This window comes from Paraburkholderia sp. C35 (assembly GCF_003121405.1).
Classification (GTDB): Bacteria; Pseudomonadota; Gammaproteobacteria; order Burkholderiales; family Burkholderiaceae; genus Paraburkholderia.
The window spans coordinates 39,612-53,685 of sequence record NZ_QBUY01000014.1 but is presented as its reverse complement, the minus strand read 5'-3'; the positions used below and the strand labels follow the sequence as shown (position 1 = coordinate 53,685).

10 protein-coding genes are annotated in these 14,074 nt (G+C 53.1%); 5 read left to right on the top strand and 5 right to left on the bottom strand.

What is annotated here, in order from left to right; genetic code table 11:
* Positions 1 to 543: 543 nt before the first annotated feature.
* The 3 genes from DK391_RS11810 to DK391_RS11800 all read left to right on the top strand — a co-directional run bounded on the left by DK391_RS11810 (position 544) and on the right by DK391_RS11800 (position 4,190).
* Positions 544 to 2,379, top strand: coding sequence for an AMP-dependent synthetase/ligase (locus DK391_RS11810; RefSeq protein ID WP_162600788.1), 1,836 nt, complete (start codon positions 544 to 546; stop codon positions 2,377 to 2,379).
* Positions 2,380 to 2,444: 65 nt separating this feature from the next.
* Positions 2,445 to 3,614 (top strand): iron-containing alcohol dehydrogenase, encoded by a 1,170-nt coding sequence (locus tag DK391_RS11805; protein ID WP_109478178.1) that lies wholly within the window; start codon positions 2,445 to 2,447, stop codon positions 3,612 to 3,614.
* A 132-nt stretch (positions 3,615 to 3,746) separates the two neighbouring features.
* The gene (locus DK391_RS11800) at positions 3,747 to 4,190 is read left to right on the top strand and encodes a thioesterase family protein (RefSeq protein ID WP_109478177.1); all 444 of its coding nucleotides are present in this window, start codon (positions 3,747 to 3,749) and stop codon (positions 4,188 to 4,190) included.
* 62 nt (positions 4,191 to 4,252) lie between these two features.
* Here DK391_RS11800 and DK391_RS11795 read toward each other — a convergent pair whose 3' ends face one another.
* Both DK391_RS11795 and DK391_RS11790 read right to left on the bottom strand, forming a co-directional pair.
* Positions 4,253 to 7,072 carry a GGDEF and EAL domain-containing protein gene (locus DK391_RS11795; protein WP_109478176.1) on the bottom strand — a complete coding sequence of 940 codons (2,820 nt, stop codon included), beginning with the start codon at positions 7,070 to 7,072 and terminating at the stop codon, positions 4,253 to 4,255.
* Between the two features lie 181 nt (positions 7,073 to 7,253).
* Positions 7,254 to 9,059: a methyl-accepting chemotaxis protein gene (locus DK391_RS11790; protein ID WP_109478250.1), complete on the bottom strand. Its 1,806-nt coding sequence runs from the start codon at positions 9,057 to 9,059 to the stop codon at positions 7,254 to 7,256.
* Between the two features lie 389 nt (positions 9,060 to 9,448).
* Here DK391_RS11790 and DK391_RS11785 point away from each other — a divergent pair, with 389 nt between their 5' ends.
* Entirely contained in the window at positions 9,449 to 9,883 is a 435-nt protein-coding gene (locus tag DK391_RS11785; protein WP_109478175.1) for a MarR family winged helix-turn-helix transcriptional regulator, read from the top strand.
* A 330-nt stretch (positions 9,884 to 10,213) separates the two neighbouring features.
* Here the strand turns inward: DK391_RS11785 and DK391_RS11780 are convergent, their stop codons facing one another.
* The gene (locus DK391_RS11780) at positions 10,214 to 10,666 is read right to left on the bottom strand and encodes an Rrf2 family transcriptional regulator (protein ID WP_109478174.1); all 453 of its coding nucleotides are present in this window, start codon (positions 10,664 to 10,666) and stop codon (positions 10,214 to 10,216) included.
* Positions 10,667 to 11,060: 394 nt separating this feature from the next.
* On the opposite strand from DK391_RS11780, the gene DK391_RS11775 reads away from it, so the two are divergent.
* Positions 11,061 to 12,143, top strand: a complete 1,083-nt coding sequence (locus DK391_RS11775) for an alkene reductase (protein ID WP_109478173.1) — start codon at positions 11,061 to 11,063, stop codon at positions 12,141 to 12,143.
* Positions 12,144 to 12,214: 71 nt separating this feature from the next.
* Here the strand turns inward: DK391_RS11775 and DK391_RS11770 are convergent, their stop codons facing one another.
* The gene (locus tag DK391_RS11770) at positions 12,215 to 12,781 is read right to left on the bottom strand and encodes a TetR/AcrR family transcriptional regulator (protein ID WP_239482796.1); all 567 of its coding nucleotides are present in this window, start codon (positions 12,779 to 12,781) and stop codon (positions 12,215 to 12,217) included.
* Positions 12,782 to 13,188: 407 nt separating this feature from the next.
* A complete protein-coding gene (locus DK391_RS11765; RefSeq protein WP_109478172.1) occupies positions 13,189 to 13,728 on the bottom strand; it encodes a DUF1993 family protein in 540 nt (179 codons plus the stop codon).
* Positions 13,729 to 14,074 lie beyond the last annotated feature (346 nt).

Genomic DNA, 14,074 nt, shown 5'->3' with positions numbered 1-14,074 from the left:
ATGCGCCTTTCGAGTACCGAAACAACTTCGCCTACCCGTCGAAAATCAGCCCTTCAGGGATCTTTACTCTCAATGATCTGAAAATTGACTCAACGGGATGATCGAGGCAAATGTTGAGATACAACCAAATCGAGAAAAGAACAAAATTGACAAGCTGGCCACCGTCGCCCTGATGATGTCGGTCCGCCAGATTGGCGTAGCGATCGACTCGAAAAATCGAATGGTCACCAGCGCGTAGGATCGCGGAAAAATTTCCTTTCAACCGGCTCGTTTCATCGTACGCGCCGGATCAGTTCGCCTTCGGTCGTTTCATGCAACCTCACTCATACCGTCACTCCCATAGACGAAGTGTCTTTCACTCCCCGATACATGTGTCTGGTATGAAGGTGATCGGTATCGTGGTTTCCTAAGCGTACATACGAACTGTGATGGTGATGCGCACCTTCGCGCTTTCCCTGTTTGACTTCGCGTTCTAGACCATATAGTCTAGTTCAATCAGAATCGTGCTCGATTTCAATCGGCATACGAACCGGAGACGAACCCTTGAAGAACGCAGAGACTGGTGGTTCCACAAAGATCACAAAATTGAACAAGAAATCCGATTGGACTCTTTGCACAGCGCTGGAGACAGCAGCCCATCTCCACGGTCAGGAGCCCGCATTATCTTGGACATCGCAGTCTAAGCGGCATACGATCAACTGGACGGAGTACCGAAACCGCATCCTGCAGACAGCTAGCTCGATTATTGATTCTGGAGGCCAATTCGGAGAGACAGTTGCGATCCTTGGGGGCAATTTCCCGGAGCATCTCGTCATAGATCTCGCAACAATTCATTGCGGCATGGTTTCACTAAGTCTGTATCCGACTTTGGCTCCTGAGCAGATGGAGCAAATCCTGTCAGACAGTAAAGTACGAATCATTTTCGTCGAGGGCGTTCAGGCCCTCCAGCGTGTAGCAGCTTTGGATACGGTGAAGCAACAAAAGCCGATTCTTGTGTTGGTTCCGCTTGAGGGCGAGGTTGCTGTAGATCCCCGATGTGAATTTATCGAATGGGATCGATTCGTCGCACCGCGAAAAAATGATGCAGATCTCAAAACGCGTGTTGCTGAGCGCGTGTCATCGATCACTACCAATACCCCCGCGATCTACATTTACACGTCGGGGACGACCGGGAAATCAAAAGGAGTCGCTCTTACCCACGCCAACCTTCTAGGCGAAGGTGAGATGATGGTGGATGCAATTGGTCTCGATGGCAACTTCAGATACGTTTGCTATTTGCCACTTGCTCACATCGGTGAACGCCTTCCGGCGCTCTACATGGCGATTCTCTTGTGTGGTCACGTCTCATTCTGCCCGACACAGCCACAACTCGTTCCGAGCGCACGAGAACATCGCCCTACCTTCTTTTTCGGAGTTCCACGCGTTTGGGAGAAACTTCGGAGCGCAATCGAGCAAAGTATCAATGCCATGAGCCAGGATGCTCGCGCGCATCTGACGGCTGCGCAGAAACAGCTTGACGAAAGTAGAAACGCGACACACGACCCAAAATCAACGCTCGAATCTCGCCCGGCCGCAATTACTGACTTGTTAAAGCAATTCGGGCTGGACCAGCTAAGAGTCGCCGTCGCATCGGCCGCCCCCCTTCATCCCGAAGTCTCCCGATTCTTCAGCTCCGTCGGGCTCGACATCCTTCAGATGTATGGCCTGACCGAGACGTGCGGTCCGGCCATAAGTGAACGTCCAGGCAAAACGAAATTCGGATCGGTGGGCACCGTAATGCTCGGTGCGGAGATGAAACTCGATACTGACGGCGAGATCCTGATTAAAAGTCCAGGAAACTGTGCTGGATATCGCAATTCCGCTCAGGCTACCGCTGACCTCTTTACATCCGACGGCTGGCTCCGCACGGGAGACATCGGAATGATTGATGACGAAGGTTTCCTGTTTGTCACGGACCGAAAGAAAGAACTCATCGTTTCGTCGGCCGGGAAAAAGATTGCTCCCACTGCTGTAGAGTCTCTCCTTGTGGGCCGCTCATTTATCAGTCAGGCACTCGCGTTCGGTGATGATAGGTCCTACGTCGTCGCCCTACTGGTCCCAGATATCGCCAAACTCACCCAGTTTTCTAAAAAACATGGTCTTGCCACGGAGTCCGTCGCTGACCTGATCGAGCATCCGGTGATATTGCAGGAATTGCAAGCGACCATTGACATAGCGAACTCGCATTTGTCACGCCCGGAACAAATCAAGAAATTTAAGCTTCTGGCCAACGAATGGGACAGCAAGACGGGAGAGCTGACACCCACGTTTAAACTGCGCCGCAAGGTTATTCACGAAAAATACGCCGCACAAATTGATCAACTTTATGAGGAATCATGACGCGCGGCGGAAGTTCAACTTTCCGTCGTTCGATTCGAATTCGCTCCAAAAATTATCATCCAGATATGACAGTTAACGATTTCCAGTTCACCACGGTGCCTTCAATCGTGATGGCATCCGGCGCCTCAAGTCGGCTTGGCGAGTTGTTAACCACGCGATATTCGATAAAGAATGTCTGCGTAGTAACGGACAAATTCCTTGCGAGCAGCGGCTTGCTCAAGCCCATGCTCGACGATCTGGAGAAACACGGCCTTGCGTCGATCGTTATCGACGACGTGATTGCCGATCCGCCGGACCATGTCGTCCTGTCCGCAGCGCAGCGCGCGAAGGACGGAGGTGCCGAGCTTGTTTTGGGAATCGGTGGCGGATCATCAATGGACGTCGCAAAGCTCGTTGCCGTTCTTGCGGTTTCGACGCAGCCGCTACATGAAATGTACGGCGTTAATAACGTCATGGGCCCCCGGCTTCCTCTCGTTCTCGCGCCAACGACGTCCGGGACTGGATCTGAGGTCACGGCTGTCTCCATTGTAACCACGGGCGAGACAACCAAGAGTGGTATCGTCTCCCCGCGGTTGGTGGCCGATATTGCCCTGCTCGATGCTGACCTGACATTTGGACTCCCCCGAGACATCACTGCGGCGACTGGGATTGATGCGATGGTCCACGCGATTGAAGCGTACACTTCCGCCAGATTGAAGAATCCGGTGTCGGACCTCTATGCGAAGAAGGCGTTGAAGTTGTTGTCGTCATCGTTACTCACCGCATGTAACGATGGCTCAAACCGTGCAGCCCGCGAATCTATGATGTTAGGTTCGACGATGGCAGGCCTTGCATTTTCCAACGCTCCAGTCGCTGCTGTCCATGCCTTGGCATATCCGCTAGGAGGACATTTCCACGTTCCTCATGGACTTTCCAACGCCCTCGTACTGATGCATGTACTGCGTTTCAATGCGCCGAAGGCCGCGCATCTCTACGCAGAACTGGCGGAAGATGTACTCGAGTCGGCCGCTATTTCCGGCATGACGATCCCCGAACGGTGCGATGCATTCATCGAACAACTCGATACGTTGATTCGACAGACTGGCCTGCCCACCATGTTGAGACACGTGGGAGTCGGGGTGCAAGATTTGCCTCGATTAGCAGCCGATGCGATGCTTCAGCAAAGACTCCTTATCAATAATCCTCGTGAAGTGACAGAGGCAGATGCACTGAGAATCTATCAAGATGCGCTATAGGACTCTGTGAATCCGATCTGATGACTACTAGGCGCACGATAATCGCGTAATTTGTCTCAACGAGCAGGTGCTCAACGAAGCGTCAGTCACTATGACGCTTTCAGTTTTATTCTGTATGCGGACACATATACGATGAACAAACCTATCCTTGTCTCGCGCTCAGACTACCGCTACTTCCAGTCCATAACTACACGCTGGATGGACAACGATGTATACGGTCATGTCAACAACGTGGTCTATTACAGCTACTTCGACACTGTTGTGAACGAGTATCTTATTCGTGCCGGGCTTCTGGACATCGAAGAGAGCAGCATTATTGGACTTGTGGTCGCAACACAATGCAACTACTTTGCGTCGTTGAAATATCCGCAGCGCGTGGAGGGTGGACTTCGGGTAGCACATCTCGGTTCCTCGAGCGTGCGATACGAAATTGGTCTTTTTTCCGACGGCGAAACGGAGCCAGTTGCACAGGGACAGCTAGTACACGTCTACGTGGATAGAGAATCCCGCCGCCCGGTCGAGTTGTCTGGCGCGATGCGCAGCGCGCTCACCGAACTCGTCGTAACAACCAGCTAAATCATACCAGGCGCCGCAACCTTGAAGTGCCGCGCCTGTATGATTCTGACGAATACTCCCCTCTATCGTACAAACGATTCATCGTCTTGTGTCAACATCGAGGCGAGCGATTCGCCGTTGACTGCAGCACTGAACAGGAAGCCCTGAGCGACCTTGCAGCCGTTCTCGATCAGAAATTCGCGATGTGCTTCAGACTCGACTCCTTCCGCGAGGACCTCAAACTTGAGCGAGTGGGCGATGCTGATAATTGCCCGAGCGAGCGCCTCGGACTCTTCGTTGAGTCCGATTTCCCTTACAAATGCTCGATCGATTTTGATCCGGTCAACACTAAAGCAGGTCAGATAGCTAAGGCTGGAGTATCCCGTTCCGAAGTCATCAATCGCAATTTTTACACCCAGCTCTCTAATCTCACGCAACGTTCTGGCAACATCGTCCGGGTTCCGCATCAGCGCCCCTTCCGTCACTTCGAGCTCCAGTCGATCAGCTGGAAGTCCTGTTCGCGCCAACGTATCTCTGACGATGGCAACAACGTCTGAGCGTTCCAGTTGAACTGGTGACACATTCACTGACATGCGGATCTGCGGCAGACCCATGTTAATCCACACCTTCGCCTGCCGGCAAGCCGTTTCCAGCACCCATTCACCTATGGTGCCAATCAGTCCAGTTTCCTCGGCGACTGGGATGAATGTAGATGGTGAAACCATTCCCAATTCATCATCCTCCCACCGAATCAAGGCTTCAACGCCGATGATTCTCCCGCTCAGCATGTCGATCTGAGGCTGATAAGCAAGCTGAAGGTGTTGACCCTTAACCGCTTTCCGGAGCTGTGTCGAAAGGCGCAATCTTTCCGCTGCGGCGAGATTTTGCGCGGCCTGAAAATGCTGATATCCGTTCCGACCGTTGGCCTTTACGACATACATGGCCGTGTCGGCGTTCCTAATCAGAGTATCGGCGTCTGGGCCGTCTTGCGGATATGTGCTTACACCAATGCTGACTTCTACGTAAAGTTCGTGCTCATCCAATCTGAATGGTTCAGACATCGCGTATACAATCTTTTTGAGCAAAATATTCACCGATTCTTCTTCAGAATCCTGGACAACTACGATAAATTCGTCTCCACCATAACGAACGATAAGATCGGTCGAGGGGATAAGACGCTGAAGGCGCCTTGCCACTTGCAACAGCAATGCATCACCGATCCGATGTCCAAGAGAATCGTTGACCTCTTTAAACCTATCAAGGTCGAGGAAAAGCAGCGATACGCGCTTGCCCGATTGCTTAGCGTCTGAAATGGCTGCGCTGAGTCGTTCTTCCAGCTGCGTGCGATTGGGAAGTTTCGTCAACGAATCGTATCGGGCCTGATGTTCGAGCTTACGTTGATATTCGAGCAGTGAGCTGACATCAGTCACGACTCCAACATGGTGACTTACTGTGCCCTCATCATCTCGAACTGGGGCCATGAGCACGTTAATCCAGAAGCGCTCCCCATTTCGCCGGGCGCATAGCAGAGTTGCATTTGCCTCGGAGTTCCTGTGTAGGGCTGTTTGTATAGCCGTCCACTTTTCCGGTTCGTTGGCCAAGGAAAAAAGATCAAGGTAGTTCAGACCGACAACATCTTCTCGCGCGTATCCGGTGATGCGTTCAAAAGCCTGATTTACGAATGTGACGACATGCAGATCATCCTGACGCTCCAGAATCACGATTCCGTTAACACTCGCTTCTAGCGCTCGCCCCCGGATACGCAATTCAATCTCTGCACTTCGCCGCGCAGTAATGTCTTCGTATGCCCGAAGTACTCCGATAAGATTTCCATCGTGGTCTTCAAGCGGCAGCTTGGTCTCGGAAATCCATACATTTCGTCCGTCTGCCGAAATCGCAGCGCGTTCGAAGTGTCGTCGGGTGATCTCGCCATTCATCACCTCGACGTCTTCTTGTTGAACCAGCGCTGCGTCATCTCCCCATTTTAGATCGTAGTCTGAGAGCCCGATCAGCGAGTCCTTCGAAGCAAGGCCCGCATCGTTCGCATAAACTTCGTTGCCGCCCACGTATCGATGACTTGCGTCCTTCCATGCGATCCCTTGAGGTACATGGTCGAGAACGTATTCCAGAGTTTGCTTGGATTTAAACAGCTCTGCACGTGCATGGTCTGCGGACCGAAGTGCAGCTCGCAATCGTCCCGCGATGCGTGCGTTGCGATAGATCAACGCCAGGAGCAAAGCCGCTGCAGTCAGAGCAGAAATAAGTGACACTCGCGACAGCCACTGGGCTTGACGTGATGCCTCATTCATGGTTGCGTCAACCGAGGCATCCGTCTGCATCCTGACGTCGACAACCTGCGCCATAACACTGTAAAAGTAGGCATCCAATGCGCTCAACTGCTCGTCGCCAAAGCTGATATTTCGGTTGCTCTTTGAGAGACGAGCGCCGAGCGCGTCCGTACGTTTCGCAAGCTGCTCGAGCATCGCATCCAGCTGGTCGAACTTGGAGATGCACGATGTTCCCAGCTGACACGCGCGTCGAGCGTCTTCAGTAAGATTCTGCAAATCTTTTAGAGGGAGTACATGCACAGATCGTCTATAAAATGGCGTCGTTCCAATGAGCGCGTAGAGGTCACCGTGCTCGTCCAGTGCAACACGCTGTAACTGGTCGAGGTCGCGTTTCAACCTTCCCGACGATCGGATCGCCCCTAGCACCGCTTCCTGTTCTTCCGTTTGCTGCATCGCTAGGGTTGCGCTGGTCGCTATGGCAGCGAATATCGACATCACTGCTATAACAGTGAGGACTTTTCTCAGCGTGGAATCTGGTGATCCCTTAGGCTTATCCGCCGATTTTGTCTCCGGAATATCGCTTCTGCAAAACCAGTTAAGACCGAGCTTCAACATACATTCCCCGAGACCCTCCGCGATCCGATGGGACACAGAGGTCGACTCACAAAAGCATTGTTGTCGCAAATAGCAGCGCGGATTTGGAGGGTAGCTTGCACCGCTTTCTAAATAGCCAGACGATTATGGCCGAAGGCGGAAGCCTAAAGACCCTTTTTTCTGAATCACAGTTATACAACGTTCAATGAGCTATCCGGAAGCCCCCAATTGCATTTGATAGTTGTTCAGTTTGCAACTGAAGGGCCGAAGCGGCGGCCGCCGATTGTTCGACAAGTGCGGCATTTTGCTGAACCATCTCGTCAAGCTGCGCGACCGCACGGTTGACCTCCTGAATTCCACGAGTCTGTTCGCCTGCGGCATTAGCAATCTCTGACATGATGGTCGTAACTCCAGAGACACGCCCGACAATATCGGTCATTGTGTCTCCAGCCTCAGCGACTAAAGCTGCTCCAGCTGAGATGCTCTCGACGCTTGATCCAATCAGCTCTTTGATCTCCTTGGCAGCCTGCGCGCTACGCTGCGCAAGTGAACGGACTTCGCCAGCTACGACGGCGAACCCCCTGCCGTCTTCACCGGCTCTAGCTGCCTCGACCGCAGCGTTAAGTGCGAGTATGTTTGTCTGGAAGGCAATCCCTTCAATCACGCCAATGATTTCACTCATTCGCTCGGAGTCGCCTTCGATTTTTCTCATGGTCGCCACTACATCCTCGACGACAGCACCACCTCGGGATGCCGCGGCAGCAGTCGTCCCTGCATTGTCGTTTGCTTGATGCGCGGCAGCGGCGGACTGCGCAACGGTCGCGGTAATCTGTTCGATTGCGGCAGCAGTCTGCTCAAGGCTCGCCGCTGCCGATTCGGTACGCCGGGACAGATCCTGGTTGCCGGCTGCGATCTCTCCAGATGCGTGACGAACCGCATCGCCTACGTCGCGCACCCGGACCATTACCTCGTTGAGCGCACCGAAAAAGCTATTGAACGAACGAGCAATCTCTGCAACTTCGTCTTTGCCGGCCGCGGGCAGTCGCTGGGTTAGATCGCCAGAACCGGAGCCGCTCGCTTCCATCGCATCGCGGACGCGCCCAAGCCCCTGAAACGCAATGCCTGTAATCAGTCCGAGAATCATTGCTGCGACAATCGCAATAATCGACGCGGAGACGAATGACGAGACCAGCAGCGAATGCATGCCAGCCGTCGCCTCCGACTTGTCGAGTGCTACTAGTGTCAACCAGCTTGTGCCCGGAACTGCTCGTGATCGCACAAGCTTGGTTACGCCAGCGACATTGATTTCGAAAGGAGCGGAAATATCATCCGAGGAAGTCGAGAGCACTTGTGAAGTCAGTTCAGGAGCAATATCCGTCGTTGGCTTCAGGGTGAGATTGGGGTCATTAGCCGCGACTATGCTCCCGCTCCTATCGACCAATGCTCCGAAGCTTGAAGGTGTAGGTCGGATAGATTTCACGTTCGATACAACGCTGTCCATTGCGACGTCGCCAGCGACAACACCCAGGGTTGCACCATCTCGCACAATCGGTGCAGCAAACGTCACCACTAGTTTGCCTGTAGCAACATCAAGATACGGCGGAGTCACAACGGGCTTTCCCGCCTGAACTGCCTGACGATACCAGGGTCGGCCAGTTGGGTCGTAGTTAGCAGGAATCCCGGTCGAATCCGAGAACCGCGCACTCTTATCCTCGAATCCAACATATACATTTGTGAACCCACCCGCGGTCGCAACCTGCTTTAGCGGCGCTGTCGGGTCAGCACCCAGCGCTGCCGCCTCGACCGAGGCGATCATTTGGGTCTTCGACGCAATCCATTCGTCTATCCCGGCTTCATGTCCCGTGAGAACCGCATTCAGACTTTGACTGACGGCAATGTTGTTGTATTTCTTCGCGACGGCATAGTTGACAGCTGTATTGACGGTAAGCGCAACAAGAACGAGAAGAAGACACGCAGTGAGGATTCGAGACTTGATTGAGGTGAACATAAAGAAAACACGTGGACGAGTCTCAAAGGTTAACGACGTTAACACCACACACTTTAATATTCCAACGACGCTCAACATTAATTCGCCTGATGCATGCTGTTTGACGCCCCTCCTGTCGAGCCTAATCCGGACCTAGTACGTCCCTCCGTTGCAACTATTGATGTTTCCAGTGACAACAAACTCATGACGCCGCAGACATCGATTCTGCCGCCAGAATTTATTACTCTGTGTCTGTGCACTCTGGATCGTATCCGGCAGGGATTGTTTCCTATGACCTCGGTGATCCGGGCGCTGTTTGCGACAGAAAGCTATCTCAAACACTACCTCTTTCCCGGCAAATATTTCTCAGCCGCCCCTCGGCAGTTCGGTCTTGATGACACACTCGTGACATGGAAACATTCTTATCCGATTCTGATGACTGTTTTGCCGTGCGTCAGGCAGCCCGACACATATCGAAACTCTACGAGCGTCATCTATCCAAGGCTGGCATAACGCCAACGCAGTTCAACATTCTGAGTGCACTCGACCAGAATCCAGAATCAACTATGGTTCAGCTCTCGGATGCTCTAGTGATGGACCGCACAACGCTGGTTCGACTTATCAAACCTCTACTGAGGTCCAACCTTTTGACCACCTCTGAAGAGCGTCCAAGCGATCGGCGCATGCGTCTCCTGCTGACCTGCGATGGAAACAAGAAGCTCGCCGAAGCCACGACTCACTGGCGGGAAGCGCAAACTGCCTTCGAACAGACGTTTGGCCGGAAACAGGCTGCGAGCCTGCGGAGCGAGTTATTCCGTATAACGCGCGAAGTCATCGACGCATAGCCGATCATTCAAATTGATACGATCTGCCTTGGCCACCGCTGGAGCACTACTATCTGGAGCAGACGCTGGTCGTGGGATCGATGCAAGTATGGTGCAGCCATGTGGGCAATCGCACAGGCCCCGAGATTGACCGATGCTGGCCGCCTCTGCGAGCGCATCGGCTGGCGATTTCGCATTTACTCCTCGGGAAAGTATCGCCAAATCTTTCGAGATGTAGCCGAAACAACGCTTGCAAGCAGCACCCAAGCGACAGCTGCGACGATAACTGCAGTTAGGCAACCACCAGAACAGACGCGGCTGCTCTCATCTATATCCAGAGGTTCATCTTACCTACAACAGGTTGGCCTTTCGCCGCTCAGATGCAAGCGTCTCAGCCAATATCTTCTCTATCGTCTTTTCGGCTAGTGTCTTTCGCACACCATCCTGTATCGATCCGTAGACACTACTCAAAGTCCCACCGATACTTCGACCAACTGGACACACCTGACTTGGCCTGGTTGCGTGGAGTGCGAACTGAGGACCCTCCTCCAGCGCGTCGAAGACGTTCAGCAAACTAATCTCGCGAGGATCTTTAGCGAGACGCCATCCGGCGTTAATTCCCCGATAGCTCTCGACAAGGCCCGCCTTAGCGAGAAGCCCCAGCGTCCGACGGATTACAACTGGGTTCGTCCTCACGCTCGCAGCGATACGATCGGAGGTCACCGGATCAGATGACTCCCGGGCAACGAGAGCCATCCAGGTCAAAATATGTGATGCCACGGTTAAGCGGCTATTCGCGCTCATGACTTATGAGTAACAGTATGTTCAATCATAACTCTATTGGTTACGCCCGAAACTGTCAAATTTCTCGTTGTGTGATTGGAAGGATGCGCACCCATTAACTGTCCGATCTGATATCCATGTGACTCACAGGATGATTGTACGACACTCCTCTTGACAAACACGACGATACGGGCCACCGCATGCATTGTGAACGGGCTGAGTTCAAAGAACAGCCAGCTAGTCCAGCATTCAGTGTTCGCCAACAAATTCGGCTTGCCTTCCACCGTCCTCCAAACTATGATGTAACTCATTAAGTTACATCTGAAGTCATTCTAGAGTCGCGCATTCATCAGCATCGCGACACTTCTCAACGAAACTCCGCATCCAAATTTACTACGAGACGAGAAATCAGCTTATGACTAGCCTCTTTGATCCCATCCAAATCGGTGCACTGACGCTTCCTAATCGCATCGTAATGGCGCCTTTGACCCGCATGCGTGCATTTGATGAGCGCGCCCCTGGCCCACTCAACGTGCATCACTATGTTCAACGTGCCTCGGCCGGCCTCATTATTACTGAAGCCACGTCGGTGACTCCGCAAGGCGTGGGCTATCCCAACACGCCAGGAATCTGGAGTGAAAAGCAGATCGAGGGCTGGAAAAGCATTACTACGGCCGTGCATGAAGCAGGTGGTCGAATCCTCTCCCAGCTATGGCACGTGGGCCGGGTTTCTGATCCGGTCTATCATGATGGTCAACCGCCGGTTGCACCGAGTGCCATTGCACCCGAGGGTCACGTCACGCTCGTGCGTCCCAAACGTGAGTACACTGTGCCTCGCGCGCTCGAAACCGAGGAAATCCCCGCCATTGTGGAAGACTTTCGGCGTGGAGCGGAAAATGCGAAACGAGCAGGTTTCGACGGTATCGAACTGCACGGCGCTAATGGGTATCTCGTCGACCAGTTCTTGCACGACGGGTCAAACAAGCGGACGGACCGATATGGCGGTTCGATTGAGAATCGCGCACGCTTCCTTCTTGAGGTCGTAGATGCTTTGCTGAGCGTTTGGCCTGCAGATCGCGTTGGCGTCCACCTCAACCTGATGTCCAGCTCATACTCCATGCAGGATTCGAACCCTCGGGCTCTGTTCCTGTACGTCGCAGAGCAATTGAATGCTCGTAAGATCGCTTTCATTTTTGCGCGCGAATCTCTTGACCAGGGAGAAGATCGTATCGGAAGCGATGTACGACGCGTATTCAAGGGGACGTACATCCTCAACGAAGGATTCACGAAGGAAACCGCGGAGCAAGCGATTAAACGTGGTGAAGGCGATGCTGTGGCATTTGGACGGCTCTACATCGCAAACCCCGATCTTGTGGAACGACTCCAGCGCGGCGCGCCGCTTAATGCTCTCAACGCCGAAACAATCTATGCTCAAAGCGAAACTGGCTACAACGATTACCCGTTGCTCGGCGAAGTCGAGGAAGCGGTTGACGAGTAACGTGGGCTAGTAATTACCATCCCAGGCGACCGATGGTCGTCTGGGCCTGTGTTTAACTGAGACACTAGATGCTATACGGGGAAAAGAGAGATCAATTGTGACGCCACGACATCGAGAATCTGACGAGACAGCTCGGAGTCCGGCACTGCTCGCGACAATCCTAATGCGCCCACATAAGCGCTGTAAATCAGAATCGCCTTTTCTCTAAACTCCCCTTCGCATGCGTCAGGCATCTGGCTCTCAAGAAGCCGAAGGCTGGCCTCAAGGCGCTCGGCGTATACCTTTCGAACATCATCGGTACTTCGTGCGGTGTCGTTCACCAGCGACGATACCAGACACCCACTGCTGATTTCATCGCGATGAGTTTCGGAAAGATATGTCTGAATACTCAACTTTAGCGTTGGCTGCTTGGTCAGAACGGAATCTTCCATCTCCTGGCAAGCAGCGGCCATCGCCTCGCAGACCAGTTCATCGCGCGACTCGAAATGCCTGTAGAAGCCACCGACAGTCATGCCGGCTTCCTTCATAATATCGGCGATGCTGATGCCTCCGAGACCCAGCTCACGGAAACGTCGCGAGGCGATCGCAACAATCCGGTGTCGTGACTGCGCTTTCTCTTCTTGTGAACGGCCCATCATCTACTCTCCATAGCAAGCAACGCCCGCAAAACCGGCCCGTTGCCTCCAAATCAACTGCAAGACTCAGCCATCGAATCAACGACGACGCCGAACGCTGCACTGTCGGACGCCCAAGTGCATAGCGTGAGTCAATAGGGAAGTAGATTGCGGAATTCTTAGGATCTGCACAAATCACTGGATATGCAGATCCCTAGCTCGCTCCCGACGTGCTGCCACTCGGACTAAAGAGATGGTTTGTATGACTCGGTCCATGCGGATTGGCTTTGCCGTTTGTCTTTGAATGCCCCCGGACGCATCCGACTCGAAGCCGCAACAGATTTTTACCGCATAACCACACAATCTAACTCAGTCCGCGCTCGGTCTCGCAGGGGTTAAAAATCCAACTGCCTTCGCGAGACCGCTGTGCCTCAGCGCACATAGGCAAAAATTTGCGGAATAAAATCTAGTTTCCCTATATTGACTCCTTGAGTAAGGAGGATGGCATAGGCAGTGACGCTATGAAAGTAGAATTGTGGCAAAACAAAATCTCGAAAATACTGCTCACCGCTCAAATCAATAACACCAGCCTCAGGAATCTGGAGCGAAATCTTTGATCTGGCATTGCCGGCAACCTGGTGGACATTATCCTCAAGAAACCACAATGCCTCGTCGATTCTCGTTTGTGCATCTTCCATGGTTCCCGGCGACTCGACTGCGTCGTGAGCCTCTATTGACAGTGCGTCCAGCCACTCAGGAGATGATTCGCCCCGAATCTTGAATATGGATTCCTGTGCGTGGAATGCGACGAGCCGTAGCTGGGAAGCCAACGGAAACATATCCGCAGTGAGCCGTCCAGACATCAAAGCATCGGCTCTCTCCGGCATTTGCCTGCGCGCCCTGTCGAGCAGGCCACCCAACATCTCTAACGTCTGCTTCAGAGTGGGTGTAACAAAGTTAGTCAGCCACATGAATCATCCTTCGTTGCTCGTCGTCAATCACATACGATGGCCAATTCCCAAGGATGGAACCCAGGTCGCGAGCAGGCCAACCGCGCGACAGATGCGCGGGCTACAAAAGACTCTTGCGTAGCATTACCTCGAACGACATGCGTGGTTCACAACGTTGCGAACAGTCACACCTAGTACTAAAAGCGATGCTCGAATCGGTAAGCGGTCAATAAGGCGACCGCACACATAGACCTGACCCGGTGACCATCAATCGACGCACGTTGAGCTACGACGCAGAGGTCCAGGGCACAGTGAGGCAAATCAGATGTCGCTACGTCGAAATTTCTTTATGTTAATGTGGTCATAC